Here is a 20,064-nt window from a genome sequence, read left to right as displayed (position 1 = left end):
GAAACGGCCGTGTACAGATGCGCCCCCGCCCATCACACACGACTCCTCCCGAAGCGGACGGCGACCTGAGCTACGACGAGCGCGCCGACGCCGCCGCCGAAGCGGTCCGGCAGGTCTCGACGACGCTCGCCGCGCTCCACGATCAGTGCGAGTAGCCCCGATCGGGGAGTGACTCCCCGTCGAGAGTCACCCCGCCGGCCGTCGTCGTCCCGATCCGCGCCAGCGGACACGGGACGGCCTCGCGTGCGGCCGACAGTTTCGCCTCCGGGACCGTACAGACCAACTCGAAGTCCTCGCCGAAGAACACGCCCAGTTCCAGCCGCTCCTGGTCGTCGGCCGCGACTGAATCGACGGCCCCGTCGATCGGGAGCGGCGACTCGACCGTGACGCCACAGCCGCTGGCTTCACAGAGCTGGTGGAGCGACCGGGCCAGCCCGTCGCTGGAGTCCATCATCGCGGTCGCGTACGGTGCGAGCGCCGTCCCCGCACGCACCCGCGGTTCGAATCTGAACAGCTCGTTGGCCCGCTCGGTTTCGCCCGCCTCGAACAGTTCGAGCGCGGCCCCCGAGCGACCGAGTGTCCCCGTGACACAGACGGCCTCGCCGGGACTGGCGCCCGACCGTCTGACCGGGTCGTCCGTCCGGCCCAGTGCCGTCGTCGCCGTCGTGAACTCCGCGTGGCCGTCCAGGTCCCCGCCGACGTACTCGGCGCCGACGGCGTCACAGACATCGCTTGCACCGTCGACGAACGCGAGCAGGGCCGACTCCTCGAAGGCGGGCGCGCCGTAGACGGCCACCGCAGCGGTCGCGTCGGCGCCCATCGCCGCCACGTCCGACAGCGAGGCGCCGACTGCTCGCCACCCCGCCGTGTAGCGGGTCGTTCCGTCGGGGAAGTCCGTGGTCTCGTGGAGCATGTCGGTCGTCAGCACCTGGCCGTCGACGACCGCACAGTCGTCGCCGGCGGCCGGCAGGCGCTCGCCGAGCAGTCCGAGTGCAGCCCGCTCGTCCATACCCCGATGTCGGCGCGGGGGTGGAAAACGGTCCCGGTCACTGTCGGTGGGTTCAAGCCTCGGACGCCCAACGGCACCGATATGGACGACAGCCGGTGGGCGACGGTGCTGGGGTTTGCCGGCGCGCTGGCCGTCCTCGGGGCGCTGGTCTGGCTCGTCGGCATCGACGAGACGGTCGACGCGCTCACCCGCGCTGATCCGGCCGGACTGGCCCTCGTGCTCGGGATCGCCGTCCTCTGGCTCACGGCCTGGGGACTGGCGCTGTGGACCGTCCTGCACGCGCTCGCGGTCCCGATCCCGGCCCACACGGCCGTCCTCGTGTTCGCCGGCGCCATCTTCTCGAACAACGTCACGCCGTTCGGGCAGGCCGGCGGGGAGCCGCTGAGTGCTTTATTGATCTCGACGGCCGCCGATAGCGAGTACGAGACCGGGCTGGCCGCCATCGCCAGTGTCGACACGATCCACTTCGTCCCGTCGCTCTTCTACGCCGTCGTCGGGTTCACGTTCGTCGCGGCCGGCGCGGTCCGGCTCGGGCGGAACCTCATGTTCGCCGCCATCGCGGTCGCCGTGTTGACGATCGGACTCCCCGTCGCCGCGTACCTCGGGTGGCGCTACCGGTACGAGCTCGAAGCGACGGTCGTCCGCCTGTTCACACCGCTGTTGCGGTTTCTCGGCCGAGTGGTGCCGGGTCGGTCCGTGCCCACTACCGCCGGCATCGAGCGCCGTATCGAGAGCTTCTTCGCGGCGATCGACCGGGTCGCGGCCGACCGCTGGACGCTCGTCCGGACGCTCGGGTTCTCGGCGCTGGGGTGGGCCTGCCTGGTCGCCTCGCTGTGGACCTCGCTGTACGCCGTCGGTGTCACCGTTCCGGTGGCGTCGGTGCTGCTGGTCGTCCCGGTCGGTTCGATCGCCAGCATCGCGCCGCTGCCCGGCGGGTCGGGCGCGATAGAGACCGTTTTAGTGACGCTGCTGGTCTCGACGACGCCGGCGACGCTGGTGCTTGCGACTTCGGCGGTGTTGATCCACCGGGGTGCTACGTACTGGCTCCCCACGCTAGTCGGGGCCGGCGTGGCGACGGCGCTGGGCGCCGACCGCGCGACGGCACGCGGGTGAGAGCGGTTCACGTCCCGGCGGCGCGAACGATGCGCTTAAATGACGGCAACGGGAATCATGGCCCAATGACGACACTCTACGACGCTCCGCCCGAGGAACTCATCGAGGCGCTCACTGAGAAACTCGCCGACGAGGACGACATCGAACAGCCCGACTGGGCCGTCGTCGCCAAGACCGGCGTCGACCGCGAACTCCCGCCCGAGCAGGACGACTTCTGGCAGCGACGCGCGGCCAGCCTGCTCCGGAAGGTCGCCGTCGACGGGCCGGTCGGCGTCAACAGCCTCCGCAGCGAGTACGGCAGTTCGAAACAGGGCACCACCCGCTACCGGGTCCGCCCCAAGCAGAAGTCCAAGGGCTCGGGCAACGTCATCCGGACCGCCCTCCAGCAGCTCGAAGACGCCGGCTACGTCGAGACCAGCGAGGCCGACGGCCGCCGGATCACCGGCGAAGGCCGCAGCCTCCTCGACGACACCGCCGGCGAGGTCCTCGAAGACCTCGACCGCCCGGAACTGGAACGGTACGCCTAGGACGGCTCTTCTCTCTGGCTTTCGCGCCGGTTCGGCTGTCGCCGACGGATCGCCAGTGTTCGCTCCGAAATGATTTTCCGCCCGACGCCAGTAGTTCCGTGTACTCATGAGTGGCGACCCGAACGAGGAGGAACTCGACGAACTCCGCAAGAAGAAGATGGAACAGCTCAAAGAACAGCAGGAGGGCGAGGACGCAGAGGCCCAGCAGGCCGCTCAGCAACAGGCCGACGCCCAGAAGAAGGCCATCCTCCGACAGCACCTCTCGGACGGCGCCCGCAAGCGGCTCAACACCGTCAAGATGTCCAAACCCGACGTGGGCGAGCAGATCGAACAGCAGGTCGTCGCGCTGGCCCAGAGCGGCCGCATCCAGGGCCAGATCGACGAGGAGAAGATGAAACAGCTCCTCCAGGAGCTGACCCCCGACTCCAAGAGCTTCGACATCAAGCGCCGGTAGATGCGCTGTGGACTGTGTTACAGCGCGGGGAAGGACTCGACGCTCGCGGCGCTGGTGCTCGACCCCTTCTACGACGTGACGCTGGTCAGTGGCACCTTCGGCGTCGTCGACCCCGACCCGGCCCGCGAGGCGGCCGACGCCGTCGGCTTCGCTCACCGGACCGTCGACCTCGACAGGGCGGTCGCCGAGGCGGCCGTCGAACGGATGTCCGCCGACGGCTTCCCGCGGAACGCGATCCAGCAGGTCCACGAACACGCCGTCGAGACGGTCGCCGAGCGGGCCGACGCTCTCGATATCGACGCCGTCGCCGACGGTACCCGCCGTGACGACCGGGTGCCGACGATCGACCGACCGCTCGCCCAGAGCGTAGAGGACCGCTTCGGCGTCGACTACCTCGCACCGCTCGCGGGGATCGGCCGGGGCGCCATCGACGCGATGGCCGAACGGGAACTCGTGGTCGAGACTGGCCCCAGCGAGCGGATTCCGAAGGCCGACTACGAGGTCGAACTCCGGGCGCTGCTGGCCGACGAGTACGGCCAGGCGGCCGTCGACGAGGTGTTTCCCGAGCACACGCAGTCGCGGGTGCGTGGGTTGGCGGAGTAGCAGGACAGTACCCGGCCTCGTCGCCGGCGTGAACGGACAGGTTCAAGCGCGCCCTCGCTGTACGCGCCGGTATGTACGACCGGGTCAAGGGCTTTCGTGACTTCTACCCCGAGGAGATGCAGGCACGCCGCTGGGCGATGGACACCATCGAGGACGTGGCCGCCCGCTACGGGTTCCGTGAGATCGGGACGCCGGCGCTCGAAGCGACCGAGATGTACGTCGACAAGAGCGGCGAGGAGATCGTCGAGGAGCTGTACAGCTTCGAGGACAAGGGCGGGCGCGACGTGGCGCTGACCCCGGAGCTGACCCCATCGGTCGCCCGGATGGTCGTCGCCAAACAGCAGGCACTCTCGAAGCCGATCAAGTGGGTCTCGACGCGGCCGTTCTGGCGCTACGAGCAGGTCCAGCAGGGCCGGTTCCGGGAGTTCTACCAGACCAACGTCGACATCTTCGGCTCGTCTGACCCCGCGGCCGACGCCGAGGTTCTGGCCGTCGCCGTCGACATGCTCACCGACCTGGGCCTCTCGGCCGAGGACTTCGAGATCCGCGTCTCCCACCGCGACATCCTCTCTGGTCTGCTGGAGAGTTTCGACGCCGATGTGGACACCCGGGAGGCGATCCGGGCCGTCGACAAGCGCGCGAAGGTCGACCGCGACGAGTACCTCGATGCGCTGTACGAGACGGGGCTGAGCTACGACCAGGCAGAGACCTTCGACGAGTTGCTCCAGACCGGCGAGGACGACCTAGCCGACCTGGCCGACCGGACCGACGCCGTCGCCGAGGCCACGGAGAACCTCCGGGCGGTCCTTTCGGCGACCGAGGACTTCGGCGTCCGTGAGTACCTGACGCTGTCGCTGTCGACCGCCCGCGGGCTGGACTACTACACCGGCGTCGTCTTCGAGTGTTTCGACTCCACGGGGTCGGTCTCCCGGGCGGTCTTCGGCGGCGGGCGCTACGACGACCTCATCGAGGGCTTCGGCGGCCAGCCCACGCCCGCGGTCGGCTTCGCGCCCGGCCACGCCACCCTCCAGTTGCTGTGTGAGCGGGCCGGCGTCTGGCCCGAGGAGGCGCTGTCGACGGACTACTACGTCCTCCAGGTCGGCGACACCCGCGCGACCGCGGCCCGGATCGCCCGGGACCTCCGCGACCTGGGCCACGTCGTCGAGAGCGACGTGGCGAGTCGCTCCTTTGGCGCACAGATGGGCTACGCCGACGACATCAACGCCGAGACGGTCGTCATCGTCGGCGAGCAGGACCTCGAAAACGACGAGGTGACGATAAAGGAGATGGACGAAGGCGAGCAGGTCGCCGTCCCGGTCGACGCGTTCCCCGGCGGGCACGACCGCCCGACCTACGCGGATTTCGCCGAGTGACACCCCTACCGTAGTTTTTTGCCCGTGCCGACTCGCCCTGCGAGTATGCTGCCCACTCTCCGCAAAAAGAAGCTCATGGGCGTCGTCGGCACGCTCTCCTTTGGCCTGTCGGCGCTGTTTGCCGTCCTCAATCTCGGCACGCTCGTCCCGGCGACGTTCGTCCTCGGGACCTTCGTGCTCCTGCCGCTGATCGGGATTCTCGGTGAGGACTTCCCGCTCGTCGAGCCCGAACCGCCCGAGTCCGAGGCTGGCGAGAACCAGGCTACGGGGGCGCCCGGCGCCGACGAGCAGACGGCCACGTCCGGCCAGTCACCGGTCGAACAGCTCCGGGAGCGGTACGCTCGCGGCGAGATCGGCGAAGACGAGTTCGAGCGCCGACTCGAACGGTTGCTCGAAACCGAACAGGTCGACACGCGCCACGAACGGACCGGCGACCGCGAGTTCGAGATCGAGTGACTACAGCGACCGCTCCATCTCGTACTCGGCGCGGTCCCGGGTCGTCGTCTCGAAGCCCACGGAGTCGTACAGCCGCATGGCGATGTGGTTGGTCCGCTCGACGGCGAGCCAGACGCTCCCGATGTCCTGCTGTTGGCCGTAACCGAGCAGGACCCGGATGAGTCGTGAGCCGATCCCGACCGACTGGTAGGCCGGGTGGACGAAGATCGCCAGTTCCGAGGTCCCGTCGTAGGGGACCAACACGGCGTGGCCCACCGCCCGATCGTCGTGCCAGACGACGACGTTGTGCCCCTCCGCCAGCAGGCCCTCGATCCACTCGCGGATCTCGTCCTCGTGGCGGGGCGGCAACCCCTGGGCACGGGAGTCGGCGTCGAAGTCGGCGTACATCGCCACGAGGGGGTCGGCGTCCCCGTCGTAGGCGTCGATCTCCACCGCCCGGCCGGCCCGGTCGGTGAACGCGACGGGTGGACGCGGGAACTCGGGGGGGGGTCGTCGGCTGGGGACATCCACGCCCACCTTGGGGACTCATCGTCCTAAGTGTGGGGTGTCCGTTCCCGGCGCGTGCGAACCTTTATGCGACATCGCCGGACTGATTGAACCAACTGGCATGTCAGTACAGGGGGGGTGTCCGGTGACGATCCCGGTCGATCATCTGCGAGCGGCGGGGCTGGGCACGCAGGTCGAACTGCTGTCGACGGCGGTCGCGGAGTACCTCGACGACGACAAGACCCTCGACCGGGTCGACTCCAACGTCGCCATCGTCTCGGACCCGTTCGCTGGGCGGACCGCACTCCTCGAATACGCCGAGGAGTTGCTCGGCGAGCAGGCCCGGCGGGTGACCCTCTCGGAGGTGGTGACCGGTGAGGAACCGCTCCCCGAGATTCCGACCGACAGGGCGCTTCTGCTGGCGGACTGTCACTACCTCTACCGCCGCTGTGTCGGCGGGTTCGACGTGCTCGACGAGTTCCTCGAACGGCTGGCGATGACCAACCAACTCGTCGTGACGACGTGGAACCGCTACTCCTGGCGGTACCTCGCCGCGGTTCGGCGTGTCGATCAGTCCTTTCCCCTGGAGATCCGCCTGCCGCCGATGGACGCCGAGCAGATCGAGGCCGTCGTCCGGGCACACGTCGGGGACTCGCTCCCGACGTTCGTCGAGACCGGAGCCGCCGGCCGGATCAAGACCGTCGACGTGGGCCGGTACCCGGTCGATCTGTGGGGCGACCGGACCGTCCGGCTCCCCTACGTCCGCCCGAACCCGGCCTGGGTCGCCTCCTGGTGGAGCGACGAGGACACCCAGCTTCAGGCGGTCGTCTACGAGAAACTCCGCCGGGTCTCACACGGCAACCCGGGCATCGCCACCTCGCTGTGGGATCGGAGCGTCCGCGAGACCGAGGACGGTCGCGAGATCGCGCCCCGCTACGTCAGGGACCCGGTCGCGGACTGTACCGGCCTGGCCGACGAGACGGCGTATCTCCTCTGGCACGTCGTGGCGATGGAGGGGCTCGACCGGGACCGACTGGCGTCGATGCTCGACCGCGAGCGCATCGACACCGCGGTCCAGACGCTGGCAAACATGGGCGTCGTCGACGTTGCGGGCCGGGAGATCTCGCTTCGCCCGGTCGGGCTCCACCCGGCGGTCGCGGAACTCACACGGAGGCAACTGCTGTGGTGAACCCGCTCCAGGTCGGTACCGGCGGGGAGGCGGTCCCGCCGGTGGCGATCGAGGCCGGGACGGTGCTCAACGCCCTCGTCGTCATGGTCGTCGCCTACGTCGTCGCCCGCGGGCTGAGTTTCGTGTTGACGACGGTCGCCGACCGACTGGAACATCACCGCTTTCGCGTGACGCTGTTGATCCCGCTCCTGAAGTTCCTCGTCTACGGCGGGGCGCTGTATCTCGTCGTCCGCATCCTCTTCGAGCTCACGTCCACGCAACTGGTCGCCATCTCCGGGCTGCTGGGCGCGGCGATCGGCCTGGGACTGAAGGACCTGCTCGCGGACCTGGTCGGCGGGGTCATCCTCGTCCTCGAACAGCCCTACCAGGTCGGGGACAAGGTCGGCTTAGGCGATCACTACGGCGAGATCACCGACATCGGCCTGCGGTCGACCTCGCTCGTCACGCCCAACGACACGCTCGTGGTCGTCCCGAACTTCGTCTTCCTGAACCAGTCGATATCGAACGCCAACGACGGCGAGACGGCGATGCTCGCGGTCGTCGAGTTCTACATCGGGGTCGACGCCGACGTGGGCCGCGCCCACGAGATCGTCGAGGAGGCGCTGGTCACCTCGCCGTACGTCTACGTCACCGAGACCCACCCCGCCACCGTCGTCGTCGAGGACGACCTCTACTACCGGACGATCACGGGGAAAGCGTACGTCAACGACCTCCGCAACGAGTTCGCGTTCAAGTCCGACGTGACCGAGCGGGTACTGGCGGCGTTTGCCGAGGCCGGCATCGAGTCCCCGCGGGCGCCCGCCGGCGGGATCGACGAGCGCCCGCCGGAGTGAGTCCCGAGGACTCCAAGTAGCCGGGCCGCGAACCCCCGGCGATGCGCGCCTACCGGATCGCCTACGACGGCCGGCCGTTCCACGGCTTCCAGCGCCAGCCCGACGTGGGCACCGTCGCGGACGAACTCCTGGCCGCACTCGACCGACTCGGGGTGACCGACGGCGCGGTTCCGGAAGGGTACGCGGCGGCCGGGCGCACGGACGCTGGCGTCTCGGCACTCGCCCAGACCGTCGCCTTCGGGGCACCCGACTGGCTCTCGCCGGCCGCGTTCAACAGTGAACTCCCCGCGAGCGTACGGGCCTGGGCGAGCGCGAGCGTCCCCGAGACGTTCCACGCGACTCACGACGCCGCTCGGCGCCGCTACACCTACCACCTCCACGCGCCGGCGGTCGACGACAAGCGGGCGCGGACGGCCCTTTCTGCACTGACCGGCGAGCACGACTTCCACAACCTCACGCCGGACGAGACGGGCACGGTCAGAGACCTCTCGATGGAGCTTCACCGTGACGGCGAGTTTCTCGTGGTGGGACTGACCGCCGACGGGTTCTGCCGCCAACTCGTCCGTCGGGTCGTCGGCCTCGTCGCCGAGATCGCGCGCGGTCAGCGGGAGCCGTCGGCCGTCGACCGAGTGCTGGCGCCCGAGCCGCTGGACGGACCGGAAGGCGTCGCTCCGGCGCCCGCACAGCCGCTCGTGCTGACGGGCGTGGACTACCCCGGTGTCGAGTTCACGACGGACGCCGACGCGCTCGAAAGTGCCCGCAAGGTGTTCGGGGACCTGCGCGCCCAGCGGGCCGCCGGCACCCGCGTCGCCGGCACGGTTCTGGACGGACTGGAGTAGCCCATAAAGGCTTACTTCGGGGCCGTCCCTACGCCGTGGCATGAGTTCGGTGCCCGCGCGCAGCGATATCGACGAGGAGTACAAGTGGGAACTGGCGTCCCTCTACGCCGACGACGAGGCGTGGGAGGCCGCCTTCGAGACGGCCGAGGAGTTGGTCGAGGACCTGGCCGCCTACGAGGGGCGGGCGACCGACGACGCCGCGACGCTCCGGGAGACCCTCGAAACGTACGAGGAACTGATGCGGAGCGTCTCGAACGTGGCCGCCTACGCCCGGATGCGCCGGGACGAGGACACGACCGACGACACCTACCAGGCCCTGACCGCCCGGTCGCAGTCGCTGTCCTCGGACGCGAGTTCCGCCGCCTCGTTCCTCGAACCCGAACTGCAGTCCCTGGAGTGGGCCGAGATCGAGGCGATGATCGAGGCCGAACCGGCGCTTTCCGACTACGAACACTACTTCGACGACGTTCACCGGATGAAAGAACACACCCGGTCGGCCGAGGTCGAGACCCTCCTGGCCGAACTGGGCGAGGTGACCGGCGCCCCCGGCGAGGTGTACAACATGCTCGCCAACGCCGACATGGAGTTCCCGACCGTCGAAGACCCCGACGGCGACGCCCAGCCGATCACGCTCAACAACTTCACGACGCTCCAGAAACACCCCGACCGGGCGTTCCGCCAGCGGGTGTACGAGGCCTTCTACGACGAGTGGGAGACGGTGCGCAACGCCGTCGGTGCGGCGTACAAGAACGCCGTCAAGACCGACGTGAAACTCGCCCAGGCCCGGGACTACGACACCGCCCGCGAGGCCGCGCTCGACGGCCCGAACGTCCCCGTCGAGGTGTACGACACGCTCGTCGACACTGTCCACGAGAACCTCGACACCCTCCACCACCACGCCGATCTGAAACGGGAGGCAATCGGTGCGGACGAACTCCGGATGTGGGACATCTACACGCCGCTCGTCCAGGGGGAGTCCCCCGAAATCGAGTACGAACAGGCCTGTGAGTACGTCACCGAGGCCGTCGCGCCGCTGGGCGAGGACTACCAGTCCCGACTGGCCGAGGGGCTGGACTCGCGCTGGGTCGATGTCTACGAGACCAAACACAAACAGTCCGGGGCTTACTCCGGGGGCACCTACGACTCACAGCCGTTCATCCTGATGAACTACCAGGACGACGTGGAGTCGATGTACACGCTGGCGCACGAACTGGGTCACTCGCTGCACTCGGAGTACACGAGCGAGGAACAGCCCTACGTCTACTCGGGCTACGAGATCTTCGTCGCCGAGGTCGCCAGTACGGTCAACGAGACGCTGCTCACGCACCACCTTCTGGAGACTGTCGAGGACGCCACCCTGCGCCGACACGTCCTCAACGAGTACCTCGAACGGTTCCGGTCGACCCTCTATCGGCAGACGATGTTCGCGGAGTTCGAACACCGGACTCACGAGATGGCCGAGGCCGGCCAGCCCCTGACGCCCGACCGGCTCGACGACCTCTACGCGGAGCTGAAAGGCGACTACTACGAGCCGGCGGTGCTCGACGACCGGATCGCCCGCGAGTGGATGCGGATTCCCCACTTCTACCGGGCCTTCTACGTCTACCAGTACGCGACCGGTATCTCGGCGGCGGTCGCGCTCGTCGACACCATCCTCTCGGAGGGCGAACCCGCCGCACAGCGGTACGTCGACTTCCTGCAAAGCGGCTCCCGACAGTACCCGCTGGAACTGCTGCGTGACGCCGGCGTCGACATGGCGAGTCCCGAGCCGGTGCAGTCGGCACTCGATACGTACGGCGAGTACCTCGACGAGTTCGAACAGCTCCTGTAGGACGGCCACGGGGTCTCACAGAGTACGCACCGGCTAGTAGCCTATCGACGCTTCAGTAGCTCAGAAACGAGCACAAGCGCCGCAAAGACGATTGCGAAGCTCATTACTCCGACTCCGAAACGGTAGTACGGGTTCGTAAAATCGGGATTGTTGAGGAGCAGAAAGAGGCTAACGCTGGAGCCCAGCAGTACAATCATCGTAGACTGAATACTCGGATTATACCGGTCTGCAAGCGACTTGCGGACATTCTTGGACATGTCAGAATAGTAGCTGCTAGACTGTATATCGCTTGGGGTCAATGAAATCCGGTAGGTTCGCAGGCGTATCGCTCGGACAGCTCGACCAGATCTTGACGAAACAGGTCGTGCAGACGTTCCTACGACACGGTGTTACCGAGTCAACTCTCTTCGACGGCGATCCGCACGGTGTCGCCGTCCTGGAGGGTGTAGCCGGGCGAGACGGTGTCGCCGTTGACGGTCACGCTGATCGCGTAGCCGTCGGCCTCGGTGTAATTGGTCCCCTGGAACCGGACCGAGGAGTCGGTGACGCCGATCCCGAGCGACTCCATCCCGTAGCCAAGCGTCACGCCGGTCGCGTGGGCGTGCCAGCGGCCGTCACCCTCGAAGTGGAACCGGTCGTCCTGAAGCTGGTACTGGTCCTGTGTGAAGTCGACGCGGTCGCCCAGGACGTTCATCTGGATCGTCCCGTGGTAGTGAGCGCTGCCGGCCGCGCCGACCTCGCCGCCGCCACCGCCACCGATCGAGAGGACCAGGACCCCACCCAGGAGCGCGACGATCCCGATCGCGACGCCGGCGACGGCGAGTTGCCCCGTCGGGAGCCCGCCGTCGTCCTCCCCTCCCACTCGACGCCTGTCGATCGGGCCGAGTTCGTCCTGGTGTACGTTTTCCAGGTGCGAGAGGTAGTCGTCCTCGTCGTTGAACGACGTTCCGCAGTAGTCACACTCAGGCACCGTCGGTCACCTCTGCCCGTGTTGAGCGGTGGCACGTCTCGGAACCGTTCAGGTCGGCGACCGACGGCATTCCGTGGCGGGTTCGCATGTGCTCCCGGCTAGTAGTCCTGCGTATATTAATGCCGTGTGCGACCGCGACCGCATCTCAGTCCGTGAGCGACCCAAAGGCCCTTTGTATAGCAGCGACGTAGTACCCGGTATCCAAATGTCGCGTAGTCCTTCGCTTCCGGAACGACCACGGCTGGACCTCGACCCCGATATGACACCCGACGAGCGGTTGGCGGCGCTCAGGGAACACTTCGTCGACATTGTCCGCGTCAACGAACAGCTCACCGAACAGCTCGAAAGCGCCCGGAGCCGACAGCACGATCTGACGGGTCAGGTCGATCAGCTCGAACGGGAAAACGAGACGCTCAAGACCTCCTCGCTGTACATCGCCACCGCCGAGGAGATGCTCGACGACGGCGTCGTCGTCAAGCAACACGGCAACAACCAGGAAGTCCTGACGGAAGTCGCCCCGTCGATCCGCGAGGGTCTGGACGCCGGCGACCGCGTCGCGATCAACGACTCGTTCTCGGTCAAGCAGGTCCTCGAACCGGAGACCGACGCCCGCGCACAGGCGATGCAGGTCGACGGCTCGCCGGACGTGACCTACGACGACATCGGCGGCCTCGAAGAACAGATCCGCGAGGTCCGGGAAGCCGTCGAGGAACCGCTGGTCAACGCCGAGCAGTTCCGCGAGGTCGGGATCGAACCGCCAAGCGGCGTCCTGCTACACGGCCCGCCCGGCACCGGGAAGACGATGCTCGCCAAAGCCGTCGCTAACGAGACCGACGCCACGTTCATCAAGATGGCCGGCTCCGAACTCGTCCGGAAGTTCATCGGCGAGGGCGCCCGCCTGGTGCGTGACCTGTTCGAACTCGCCAGCGAGCGCCAGCCCGCGATCATCTTCATCGACGAGATCGACGCTATCGCGGCCAAACGTACGGAGTCGAAGACCTCCGGGGACGCAGAGGTCCAGCGGACGATGATGCAACTGCTCTCGGAGATGGACGGGTTCGACGACCGCGGCGAGATCCGGATCATCGCGGCGACCAACCGCTTCGACATGCTCGACCGGGCGATCCTCCGGCCCGGCCGGTTCGACCGCCTCATCGAAGTCCCGAACCCGGACCACGAGGGCCGCAGCCGCATCCTGGAGATCCACACCGAGGAGATGAACCTGGCCGACGGTGTCGATCTGGGCGCGTTCGCCCACGAGACCGACGGCCTCTCCGGTGCGGAACTGGCCTCGCTCGCGACGGAAGCCGGGATGTTCGCCATCCGGGAGGGCCGGACGACCGTCGAACAGTCCGACTTCCACGAGGCGCTGGCGAAGATCGACACCGACGAGGAGACGGGCAGCGGGCCGGTCGCGTTCGCCTGACCACCTTTTACTGCGTCGGGTTCGCGTTGCCCCTTTCCAGCCCGCGAAGCGCTATCGAACGTGGGGAAAACGGCCGGACAGGCCTGCCCGTCCCCGGGAAGTGGCACGGAGGCCACTTCCGGCCGATCGCATCGCTGTCGCCTCTGGCCGTCCATCGGACCGTCCCGTCCCCGCGCGATTTAAGCCACGCCGTCCGGTAGCGGGCGGCATGGACGAGACGGGACGGAGCCGGCGGGCGTTCCTCGCGGGCGTGGGAACGGCCGTCGTCGGATCGCTCGCGGGCTGTCAGGGGTCTTTCGACCCGCTGGCCTCGACCGCGCTGGACGAGCACGCCTCGACGCAGTTCCGCCAGGGGCTGTTGAACCAGGGGTACCGCGACGTGTCGCTTCCGGGGGCCGTCGAGAAGACCTGGGAACTGCCGACCAACCGCGGCGACCACACCGCGGCGAAGGGGAGCCCGGTGCTGGACCCGGCGGGTAACGTCGTCCTCGCGGACGACACCGGCCGGCTCCGCTCGATAACGCCCGACGGCGAGGTCCGGTGGGCGACGACGTTCACGGCGGCCAGTCGCGGGAGCCACGGGACGCCGGCCATCGCCAACGGCACCGCCTACATCGGTGCCTACGACGGCGCGGTGTCGGCCATCGACATAGAGACCGGCCGCCGGAAGTGGCGAACGAGCCTGGGGGACGCGATCGGCGCCAGCCCCACCTACTACAACGGGACGCTGTACGTCGCGGTCGAGCACGCGGCCCCCAGCGGCAGCGTCGCGGCGGTCGACGCCGCGACCGGCGACGTACAGTGGCGGGACTCCCGACCGACCAACCACCCTCACTCGACGGTGACGATCGACCGCGAGCGGGGACGACTCCTCTTTGGCTCGAACGACGGCCACTGCTACGCCTGGACGTTTCCCGGGCTGGAGCGGGCCTGGACGTACGACACGGGCGCGGAGATCAAGGCCCCGATCGCCGTCGCCGACGGCGTGGCCGTCGTCCCCTCGTGGTCCGCGACCGTGACGGGCGTCGATGTCACCGACGGCAGCGAGGTCTGGACGTTCGAGACCGACGAGGACGTGATGTGCGCCCCGGCGGTCCACGACGGCACCGTCTTCGTCGGGAGCCACGACGAACACCTCTACGCGATCGACCTCCAGAGTGGGGAACAGCAGTGGGAACTCGACGCCGGCGGCTGGCTCATCGGCAGCGCCGTCGCCACGCGCGAGCACGTCCTCGTGGGCTCCTACGACACGACCCTCTACGCCGTCGAGCGAGCGACCGGCGACGTGGCGTGGACGGTCGGCAACCGCGGGCACGTCACGAGCGCGCCGCTGGTGACCGACTCGGCGGTCTACTACGCCGAGCGGGCGGTCGACGGCGAGGCCGACCGGCCCGGGATGTGTTACAAACTCACGGCGACGGGCTGAAGCGAAACCCCTTACCGCCAGGCCCGTCGAGAGTCGGCTATGAGTACCATCCGGGTCGTGTGGGGGACCGCGACGGGCCCGACGGCGCTCTCGTCGTACGACGCCGCCCTCGCCGAGGCGGGCGTCCACAACTACAACCTCGTGACGCTCTCGTCGGTCATCCCGGCGGGACCGGCCATCGAGGTCGTCGGGGAGGCCCCGACGCTCGGTCCGCCGGGCGAGGCCCTGGAGGTCGTCCAGTCGGCGGCGACGGCCGCCCCCGGCGAGCGCGTCGCGGCGGGTGTCGGCTGGGCACGCACCGCCGACGGCCCGGGCATCTTCTACGAGGTCGACGGCGAGGACCCCGACGCGGTCCGCGCGGAGATCCGCGAGGGCCTGGCGGCCGGGCGGGACCTGCGAGAGTGGGAGTTCGTCGAGGAGGAGGTCGTCGTCCGTTCGGTCGAGCCAGACGAGACACACGCCAGCACGGTCGTCCTCGCCACCTACGGCGAGAGCCGGCCAGTCGTGTGAGAGTCAGGGGGTTTTTACTACCCCGCCTCCTACCTGTGCAGGAACGTCCATGTATGGCAACACGCCGTTCGGTGGGGACACCGAGACGGTGACGCTCACGTCCGAACAGCGCCACCAGCTGCGCAGGGACCTCGCCAACGTCGCCGCCCGAACACGCGAACTACTGCCCGGTGAGTTCGTCGTCGGCTCCGAGATCAGCAACGGGCAGGCCGGCCCGCGAGCGCGCATCGCCGTCCAGCCGCCGGTCGGATCGGTCGTCAGTGCCGATTACACGCCGGACAACGCCGAGGAGATCGCGATCAGCGACACCGAACGCGACGAACTCGCACGCGGGATCGCCGCCTCCGCCGCGCTCCAGGTCAAGCAGGTGATGAACGGGGACGACACCCCGACGGCACAGTAGCTCAGGCGGCGCCGGAGTCGACCGGCGGGTTGTAAAACAGCGCGTACCCGATCGAACCACTGGCCGGCAGGCTGCCGGCGGCCAGTGCGGCGACGATACTGAGCGAGGAGACGACCGCACCCACTCCGGCCAGGAGCATCGAGAGCGCAATACTGGCCAGAACGATGTCGGCGGTCGAGACGGAGGGGGCACCCGGCATCGTACCTGAAGCATCGTCCGCCCGCTAATTAAATATTATTACTCGATCCCGCCAGCCGTGCGATCGGAGTCGGCGGTCAGGTCCGCGGCGAGTTCCCTGGCCTGCTCGACGAGCGCGTCGTCGCCGCTGGACTGGTGTTCGGCCAGGAGATCGCGGAGCCGCGCGAGCGATTCGGGGTCGTGCTGGGCGTCGTCGAACCGCCTGACGATGCCGGCCGTCCCGCGAAACCCATCGTCGTCGGCCGGGAGCAACGCCATGTGGTCCGCACAGCGAATCTCGTTGCCGTCGGCGTCTTCGAGCGTTCGCTCGAACGTCGCCGACTCGTGGTCGGGGTCGTCACGCAGTCGGTCGATCCGCTCGCGCGCCTTCTGTCTGCTCTGTTCGCCCATCACCAACGAGATGTGCCGGCCGACCAGCCGTTCGGGCCGGTAGCCGGTCAGCTCGACGGTGTTTGCGGCGAAGAGGACCGTCCCCTCGGGATCGACCGCGTAGACCAGATCGTCGACGGCCTCGACGACGGTTCGGTACCACTCCAGTTCACGGTTCGTCCGGTACTGCTCGACGGCCTGGTTGATCCGGTTGGCCAGCAGCGTGTACTGGTCGCCGCTGACCCGTTTCTGGACGTAGTCGGTGACGCCGGCTGAGATCGCGGCGCTCGCGATCTCCTCGGAGCCTTTCGCGGTGAAGAGGATGAACGGGAGGTCCCCGTGTTCGGCCCGGACGGCCTCCAGCAGGTCGAGGCCCGTTCGGTCGGGCATGTCGTAGTCGCTGACGACACAGTCGACCGGCTCGGCGGCGAGCTGTTCCTCGGCGGCGTCGGCGCTCTCGACGATGGCTGTCCGGTAACGGTCGTCGACCGTTTCGAGCCGTTGTGCCGTCAACTCGGCGAAGTCCCGCTCGTCGTCGACACAGAGCAGCCGGATCGGTCCGCCGCCGACGGCACTCATACGTTCACTATCTACACTCTGATACAAAGAGCCACCGGCGGCTCACTTGCCCCAGAACGGCTCCTGCTCGCGACGCTTCTCTAAGTACATCGACAGCGCCTCGCGCTCGTCGACCGAGATGTCCTCCCGCAGTTCCTGTTCGAGGATCTTCGCGTGTTTCTCCGGGAGTTCGACCCACAGATCGTCGCCCTCCTCGACCTGCCGACCGACCGTCGGCCCGTCGATGGAGACGGCCATCCGCTCGCCGGTGCGGGCCTCGTCGACATCCTCGCCCTCGTCCTGGATCGTCTTGAGCCGGCCGACACGCTTGGGATCGCCCCCCTCCCAGCGGACGACGTTGACGTTCCGGCGGAGCAGCCCGGAGAGGACCTCGACGCCGACGACGGCCGGGTCCGACTGTCGGAAGGTGTGGTCTTTGAGGATCCGGAACTTCGCCGGTCGGGTGATGTTCTCGAGGATCTGTTCCTGCTGGGCCTCCTCGATGGCGGTGACGTGGTCGTCGTACTCCTCGATGAGCTGGTAGATCACGTCGTTCTCGAACAGTTCGACATCCTCCTGTTCGGCCAGGTCGCGGGCGTCGTCGAGTACCTCGACGGAGAAAGCCAGGATCGCCCGGTGGGTCGGCTCGTTGGCCGTCTCGGCGACCCTGATGTCCCGCGGCGCGACCGCACCGACCTCCGCGCGCATGATCGGGATCTCCTCCTCTTCGAGCGTGCTGGAGATGGCCTCCAGCGACCCCAGCGTGTCGGCCTTGACGACGACGCCTTCCTCCTGGGTCGTCACCTCGATGCCGGCCAGTTCGGCCTCGACCTCCGCGATGACCTCGCTGCGGTCACGGTCGCGGATCACCCGGATGGGCGCGCCGGCCATCGCGCCGTCGAGGTCGGGCGCTGCGATCTTCACGCCGTCGGCGGCCGCGACCGCGTCGACCTGCTCGAACTTCTGTTCGGTGCGGATCTCTTCGAGGGGCCGCGGCCGGAGCAGCGCGCGCACGTCCGTGACGATCGGTCCCTGGAGCCCGCCGACGACGATGGTGTCGTCGGCCCGGATCGTCCCGTCGTAGATGATGGCGTCGAGCGTCGTCCCGAACCCCTGGGTGTCTTTCACTTCGAGGACGGTCCCGACGCCCGGGCCGGCGGCGTCGATCGCCATCTCGTCTTTCATGTACCGCTGGGAGAGGCCCATCATCACCGTCAGCAGGTCCGGGACGCCCTCGCCGGTCTCGGCCGAGACGGGGACGACCCCGATGTTGGCCTGGAAGTCCTGGACCCGCCAGTACATGTCCGCCGAGAAGCCGTTGTCCGAGAGTTCGCCGATGATCTCGTAGAGGTTCTCGTTCAGGTCCGACTGGACTCGCTCGGACTGGGTCTCCATTGTCTGTTGGACCGGCGCGTTCTCGTTCGGTCGCCACCCGGGGACGGTGTCGATCTTGTTCGCGGCCACGATGAAGGGGGTCTGGGTCCGCTTGAGGATGTCGATGGCCTCCAGGGTCTGTGGCTGGAACCCGTCGTTTACGTCGACGACGAGGATGGCGATGTCGGCCAGGGCGCCGCCACGCGAACGGAGCGTCGAGAACGAGTGGTGCCCGGGCGTGTCGATAAACAGCAGGCCCGGGAGGTCGAAGTCCGTCGGGTCGACCAGTTCGCCGGCGATCTCCGAGATCACGGAGAGGGGAACGGCGGTCGCACCGATGTGCTGGGTGATCGCGCCGGACTCGCCGGCGGCCACGGCCGAGCCGCGGACCCGGTCGAGCAGGCTCGTCTTCCCGTGGTCGACGTGGCCGAGGACGGCCACGATGGGTGTTCTGAGGGTGTCGGCGTCCGTCTCTGGGGGGGCGTCCGTGTCAGACATAGATGGCTCCAGAAGTTGGCAGAACCCAGTCGGCCACGCCAGTTAAGTTCACCGTCATCCGCTCGCCGGTCCGATACGGGGCCGGAGCCCGCTCTTTCCCCGCGCTCGGGCTCACTCCGTGACGGTGAACGAGCCGACCATCCCGACGCTCTGGTGGGGCTCGCAGTGGTAGCCGTACTCGCCCGGCACCTCGAAGGTGTGGTCGTAGACGTAGCCGGTCCGGTAGGTCTGGCTGTCGCCGCCGGGCGTGCCGGTCCACTCGCTGTCCCCGGGAATCCCGCCCTCGTCGGGTCTGACGTTGTGGAAGTCGCCCTCCCAGCGCCACTGGACGGTCGCGCCGACCGGGACGGTGAACGTCTCGGGCGCGAAGACGAACCCGTCGGGGGCGACGGCGACGACCTGCTCGGGGTCGACCGCCGGCGTCGCCGTCTTGGTCGCTGTCGGTGTCGCCGTCGGGGTCGGCGTCTCCGTGGCCGTCGGGGTCGGCGTGGGTGTTGCCGTCTCCGTCTCGGTCGCTGTCGCGGTGTCGGTCGGCGTGTCCGTCGCTGTCGGCGTCGCGTCGCCGCCACTGCCGCCGTCACCGCCACAGCCTGCCAGGCTCCCGGTGACGCCGGCTGCCAGTGCCGCGAGGACCCGCCGTCTGGTTCGATCCATGTGTCGACTCGGGAAGCGACCCGGATAAGTGACGTGCCGCGTCAGACATCCCCGTGGCGTTTATGTAACCCCACCCGGAACATGGGGGTATGCCAGAGATACTCGCGGAGAACCTCTCCGGAAAGGACGTGATGGGTACTGACGGCGCCGAACTGGGCAGCCTCTACAACATCACGATGGACCTCGCGTCGGGGTCGCTCGAACACCTCATCATCGACCCCGCCGAGACCGTTCGCGACAGCGAGTTCGAGTACAGTGACCAAGGCCGTCTGCTCGTCCCCGTCGAACGCGTGAAGGCCGTGAAAGACCACATGATCGTCCAACGGTAGATGTACGTTCTCGATTCGTCCGCTTTCATCAACGAGTATCACACAGACGAACGGATAGCCGCAGTACCCGAGGTCCGCGAGGAACTCGAAGACGAGGCCGCATACCGGTTCGACGCGCTCGAAGGTTCGGGGATGCACCTCCACATCCCGGAGGAGAACACGGTCGAGCGGATCAGACGCGCCGCCGGTGAGACTGGCGACCTCGACGAGCTCTCGGGCACCGACATCCAGCTCGTCGCCGCCGCGTTCGAACTGGACGGGACCTTAGTCACCGACGACTACGCGATGCAGAACGTCGCCGAGAAACTCGACGTGACCGTCGAAGTGATCGCCCGCGAGGGGATCAGCGAGCGCCGCGACTGGCTGTTCCAGTGTGCCGGCTGTGGCCGGGAGTTCGAGGAGAACCACGACCGCTGTCCGGTGTGTGGCAGTTCGCTCTCGCGGAAGAACCCCGCCTGAGCTACGCCGGCGTGTTCTCGATGTCGTCCAGCCCGGACTCGATGAGCTGCTGGATCACTTCTTCCGACGTTATGCCGTAGCGACGCGCCAGCGTCTCGATCACCCGGGACTGGTCGTCGTCACACACGACCGTGTACCGGGTTGGCATGCCACCACGTTGCTCGTCCGAGCGGATAA

The 20,064-nt window shown here is 68.0% G+C and carries 26 protein-coding genes; 17 read left to right on the top strand and 9 right to left on the bottom strand.

Annotated features, from left to right (window positions below; translation table 11 throughout):
- Positions 1–17 precede the first annotated feature (17 nt).
- Positions 18–155, top strand: a complete 138-nt coding sequence (locus tag P1L40_RS06890; RefSeq protein WP_284010591.1) for a hypothetical protein — start codon at positions 18–20, stop codon at positions 153–155.
- Here the strand turns inward: P1L40_RS06890 and thiL are convergent.
- A complete protein-coding gene (gene thiL, locus P1L40_RS06885; protein ID WP_284010590.1) occupies positions 143–1,009 on the bottom strand; it encodes a thiamine-phosphate kinase in 867 nt (288 codons plus the stop codon). The two genes, P1L40_RS06890 and thiL, sit on opposite strands and share 13 nt — an antisense overlap.
- 81 nt (positions 1,010–1,090) lie before the next feature.
- Here thiL and P1L40_RS06880 point away from each other — a divergent pair, with 81 nt between their 5' ends.
- The 6 genes from P1L40_RS06880 (at position 1,091) to P1L40_RS06855 (ending at position 5,535) form a co-directional block, all read left to right on the top strand.
- Positions 1,091–2,122 carry a lysylphosphatidylglycerol synthase transmembrane domain-containing protein gene (locus P1L40_RS06880; protein ID WP_284010589.1) on the top strand — a complete coding sequence of 344 codons (1,032 nt, stop codon included), beginning with the start codon at positions 1,091–1,093 and terminating at the stop codon, positions 2,120–2,122.
- Between the two features lie 65 nt (positions 2,123–2,187).
- Entirely contained in the window at positions 2,188–2,649 is a 462-nt protein-coding gene (locus P1L40_RS06875) for a 30S ribosomal protein S19e (protein WP_284010588.1), read from the top strand.
- A 106-nt stretch (positions 2,650–2,755) separates the two neighbouring features.
- Positions 2,756–3,103, top strand: coding sequence for a DNA-binding protein (locus P1L40_RS06870; protein ID WP_284010587.1), 348 nt, complete (start codon positions 2,756–2,758; stop codon positions 3,101–3,103).
- The gene (locus P1L40_RS06865; protein ID WP_284010586.1) at positions 3,104–3,706 is read left to right on the top strand and encodes a DUF7411 family protein; all 603 of its coding nucleotides are present in this window, start codon (positions 3,104–3,106) and stop codon (positions 3,704–3,706) included.
- Positions 3,707–3,777: 71 nt separating this feature from the next.
- Complete coding sequence (hisS, locus tag P1L40_RS06860) at positions 3,778–5,079, top strand: histidine--tRNA ligase (protein WP_284010585.1); 1,302 nt, start codon at positions 3,778–3,780, stop codon at positions 5,077–5,079.
- Between the two features lie 45 nt (positions 5,080–5,124).
- Positions 5,125–5,535, top strand: a complete 411-nt coding sequence (locus P1L40_RS06855; RefSeq protein WP_284010584.1) for an SHOCT domain-containing protein — start codon at positions 5,125–5,127, stop codon at positions 5,533–5,535.
- On the opposite strand, the gene P1L40_RS06850 is transcribed toward P1L40_RS06855, so the two are convergent.
- A complete protein-coding gene (locus P1L40_RS06850) occupies positions 5,536–6,051 on the bottom strand; it encodes a GNAT family N-acetyltransferase (RefSeq protein ID WP_284010583.1) in 516 nt (171 codons plus the stop codon).
- A 91-nt stretch (positions 6,052–6,142) separates the two neighbouring features.
- Between P1L40_RS06850 and P1L40_RS06845 the strand changes: the two genes are divergently transcribed.
- From P1L40_RS06845 to pepF, 4 genes are read left to right on the top strand one after another with little or no spacing between them, the layout of a single operon-like run.
- Positions 6,143–7,210, top strand: coding sequence for a hypothetical protein (locus tag P1L40_RS06845; RefSeq protein WP_284010582.1), 1,068 nt, complete (start codon positions 6,143–6,145; stop codon positions 7,208–7,210).
- A complete protein-coding gene (locus P1L40_RS06840) occupies positions 7,204–8,043 on the top strand; it encodes a mechanosensitive ion channel family protein (protein ID WP_284010581.1) in 840 nt (279 codons plus the stop codon). The genes P1L40_RS06845 and P1L40_RS06840 overlap by 7 nt, the downstream gene beginning before the upstream one ends.
- Positions 8,044–8,084: 41 nt before the next feature.
- A complete protein-coding gene (gene truA / locus P1L40_RS06835) occupies positions 8,085–8,882 on the top strand; it encodes a tRNA pseudouridine(38-40) synthase TruA (RefSeq protein WP_284010580.1) in 798 nt (265 codons plus the stop codon).
- A gap of 40 nt (positions 8,883–8,922) precedes the next feature.
- The gene (gene pepF, locus P1L40_RS06830) at positions 8,923–10,713 is read left to right on the top strand and encodes an oligoendopeptidase F (RefSeq protein WP_284010579.1); all 1,791 of its coding nucleotides are present in this window, start codon (positions 8,923–8,925) and stop codon (positions 10,711–10,713) included.
- Positions 10,714–10,754: 41 nt separating this feature from the next.
- Here pepF and P1L40_RS06825 read toward each other — a convergent pair whose 3' ends face one another.
- Complete coding sequence (locus P1L40_RS06825) at positions 10,755–10,970, bottom strand: hypothetical protein (protein WP_284010578.1); 216 nt, start codon at positions 10,968–10,970, stop codon at positions 10,755–10,757.
- 140 nt (positions 10,971–11,110) lie between these two features.
- Positions 11,111–11,683, bottom strand: a complete 573-nt coding sequence (locus P1L40_RS06820; RefSeq protein WP_284010577.1) for a hypothetical protein — start codon at positions 11,681–11,683, stop codon at positions 11,111–11,113.
- A 205-nt stretch (positions 11,684–11,888) separates the two neighbouring features.
- On the opposite strand from P1L40_RS06820, the gene pan2 reads away from it, so the two are divergent.
- The 4 genes from pan2 to P1L40_RS06800 all read left to right on the top strand — a co-directional run bounded on the left by pan2 (position 11,889) and on the right by P1L40_RS06800 (position 15,448).
- The gene (pan2, locus tag P1L40_RS06815; RefSeq protein WP_284010576.1) at positions 11,889–13,109 is read left to right on the top strand and encodes a proteasome-activating nucleotidase Pan2; all 1,221 of its coding nucleotides are present in this window, start codon (positions 11,889–11,891) and stop codon (positions 13,107–13,109) included.
- A 208-nt stretch (positions 13,110–13,317) separates the two neighbouring features.
- Positions 13,318–14,535, top strand: a complete 1,218-nt coding sequence (locus tag P1L40_RS06810) for an outer membrane protein assembly factor BamB family protein (protein ID WP_284010575.1) — start codon at positions 13,318–13,320, stop codon at positions 14,533–14,535.
- A gap of 39 nt (positions 14,536–14,574) precedes the next feature.
- Complete coding sequence (locus tag P1L40_RS06805; protein ID WP_284010574.1) at positions 14,575–15,045, top strand: pyruvoyl-dependent arginine decarboxylase; 471 nt, start codon at positions 14,575–14,577, stop codon at positions 15,043–15,045.
- Between the two features lie 49 nt (positions 15,046–15,094).
- A complete protein-coding gene (locus tag P1L40_RS06800; protein WP_284010573.1) occupies positions 15,095–15,448 on the top strand; it encodes a DUF5811 family protein in 354 nt (117 codons plus the stop codon).
- 1 nt (position 15,449) lies between these two features.
- Here the strand turns inward: P1L40_RS06800 and P1L40_RS06795 are convergent, their stop codons facing one another.
- The 4 genes from P1L40_RS06795 to P1L40_RS06780 all read right to left on the bottom strand — a co-directional run bounded on the left by P1L40_RS06795 (position 15,450) and on the right by P1L40_RS06780 (position 19,099).
- The gene (locus P1L40_RS06795) at positions 15,450–15,647 is read right to left on the bottom strand and encodes a DUF8015 family protein (protein WP_284010572.1); all 198 of its coding nucleotides are present in this window, start codon (positions 15,645–15,647) and stop codon (positions 15,450–15,452) included.
- Positions 15,648–15,685: 38 nt separating this feature from the next.
- Positions 15,686–16,594 carry a response regulator gene (locus P1L40_RS06790; RefSeq protein ID WP_284010571.1) on the bottom strand — a complete coding sequence of 303 codons (909 nt, stop codon included), beginning with the start codon at positions 16,592–16,594 and terminating at the stop codon, positions 15,686–15,688.
- 42 nt (positions 16,595–16,636) lie between these two features.
- Entirely contained in the window at positions 16,637–18,445 is a 1,809-nt protein-coding gene (gene infB / locus P1L40_RS06785) for a translation initiation factor IF-2 (protein WP_284010570.1), read from the bottom strand.
- 111 nt (positions 18,446–18,556) lie between these two features.
- On the bottom strand, positions 18,557–19,099 hold the full coding sequence (locus P1L40_RS06780) for a plastocyanin/azurin family copper-binding protein (RefSeq protein WP_284010569.1): 543 nt from the start codon (positions 19,097–19,099) through the stop codon (positions 18,557–18,559).
- An 89-nt stretch (positions 19,100–19,188) separates the two neighbouring features.
- Here P1L40_RS06780 and P1L40_RS06775 point away from each other — a divergent pair, with 89 nt between their 5' ends.
- On the top strand, positions 19,189–19,428 hold the full coding sequence (locus P1L40_RS06775; RefSeq protein WP_284010568.1) for a PRC-barrel domain-containing protein: 240 nt from the start codon (positions 19,189–19,191) through the stop codon (positions 19,426–19,428).
- Positions 19,429–19,887: an NOB1 family endonuclease gene (locus P1L40_RS06770; protein WP_284010567.1), complete on the top strand. Its 459-nt coding sequence runs from the start codon at positions 19,429–19,431 to the stop codon at positions 19,885–19,887.
- Position 19,888: 1 nt separating this feature from the next.
- Here P1L40_RS06770 and P1L40_RS06765 read toward each other — a convergent pair whose 3' ends face one another.
- Complete coding sequence (locus P1L40_RS06765) at positions 19,889–20,035, bottom strand: CopG family transcriptional regulator (RefSeq protein WP_284010566.1); 147 nt, start codon at positions 20,033–20,035, stop codon at positions 19,889–19,891.
- Positions 20,036–20,064: the final 29 nt, after the last annotated feature.

Source organism: Haloarcula pelagica (genome assembly GCF_030127105.1).
In the GTDB taxonomy this organism is placed as follows: domain Archaea; phylum Halobacteriota; class Halobacteria; order Halobacteriales; family Haloarculaceae; genus Haloarcula; species Haloarcula pelagica.
This window is presented reverse-complemented; position numbering and strand designations above follow the sequence as displayed.

Coding starts and splice junctions, on each gene's coding strand:
- pan2 (WP_284010576.1), top strand. CDS start 11,889: ATGTCGCGTAGTCCTTCGCTTCCGGAACGACCACGGCTGGACCTCGAC.
- thiL (WP_284010590.1), bottom strand. CDS start 1,009: ATGGACGAGCGGGCTGCACTCGGACTGCTCGGCGAGCGCCTGCCGGCC.
- P1L40_RS06810 (WP_284010575.1), top strand. CDS start 13,318: ATGGACGAGACGGGACGGAGCCGGCGGGCGTTCCTCGCGGGCGTGGGA.
- P1L40_RS06775 (WP_284010568.1), top strand. CDS start 19,189: ATGCCAGAGATACTCGCGGAGAACCTCTCCGGAAAGGACGTGATGGGT.
- P1L40_RS06880 (WP_284010589.1), top strand. CDS start 1,091: ATGGACGACAGCCGGTGGGCGACGGTGCTGGGGTTTGCCGGCGCGCTG.
- P1L40_RS06890 (WP_284010591.1), top strand. CDS start 18: ATGCGCCCCCGCCCATCACACACGACTCCTCCCGAAGCGGACGGCGAC.
- P1L40_RS06825 (WP_284010578.1), bottom strand. CDS start 10,970: ATGTCCAAGAATGTCCGCAAGTCGCTTGCAGACCGGTATAATCCGAGT.
- P1L40_RS06845 (WP_284010582.1), top strand. CDS start 6,143: ATGTCAGTACAGGGGGGGTGTCCGGTGACGATCCCGGTCGATCATCTG.
- P1L40_RS06780 (WP_284010569.1), bottom strand. CDS start 19,099: ATGGATCGAACCAGACGGCGGGTCCTCGCGGCACTGGCAGCCGGCGTC.
- infB (WP_284010570.1), bottom strand. CDS start 18,445: ATGTCTGACACGGACGCCCCCCCAGAGACGGACGCCGACACCCTCAGA.
- P1L40_RS06800 (WP_284010573.1), top strand. CDS start 15,095: ATGTATGGCAACACGCCGTTCGGTGGGGACACCGAGACGGTGACGCTC.
- P1L40_RS06805 (WP_284010574.1), top strand. CDS start 14,575: ATGAGTACCATCCGGGTCGTGTGGGGGACCGCGACGGGCCCGACGGCG.
- P1L40_RS06870 (WP_284010587.1), top strand. CDS start 2,756: ATGAGTGGCGACCCGAACGAGGAGGAACTCGACGAACTCCGCAAGAAG.
- hisS (WP_284010585.1), top strand. CDS start 3,778: ATGTACGACCGGGTCAAGGGCTTTCGTGACTTCTACCCCGAGGAGATG.
- truA (WP_284010580.1), top strand. CDS start 8,085: ATGCGCGCCTACCGGATCGCCTACGACGGCCGGCCGTTCCACGGCTTC.
- P1L40_RS06855 (WP_284010584.1), top strand. CDS start 5,125: ATGCTGCCCACTCTCCGCAAAAAGAAGCTCATGGGCGTCGTCGGCACG.
- P1L40_RS06790 (WP_284010571.1), bottom strand. CDS start 16,594: ATGAGTGCCGTCGGCGGCGGACCGATCCGGCTGCTCTGTGTCGACGAC.
- pepF (WP_284010579.1), top strand. CDS start 8,923: ATGAGTTCGGTGCCCGCGCGCAGCGATATCGACGAGGAGTACAAGTGG.
- P1L40_RS06875 (WP_284010588.1), top strand. CDS start 2,188: ATGACGACACTCTACGACGCTCCGCCCGAGGAACTCATCGAGGCGCTC.
- P1L40_RS06770 (WP_284010567.1), top strand. CDS start 19,429: ATGTACGTTCTCGATTCGTCCGCTTTCATCAACGAGTATCACACAGAC.
- P1L40_RS06765 (WP_284010566.1), bottom strand. CDS start 20,035: ATGCCAACCCGGTACACGGTCGTGTGTGACGACGACCAGTCCCGGGTG.
- P1L40_RS06865 (WP_284010586.1), top strand. CDS start 3,104: ATGCGCTGTGGACTGTGTTACAGCGCGGGGAAGGACTCGACGCTCGCG.
- P1L40_RS06795 (WP_284010572.1), bottom strand. CDS start 15,647: ATGCCGGGTGCCCCCTCCGTCTCGACCGCCGACATCGTTCTGGCCAGT.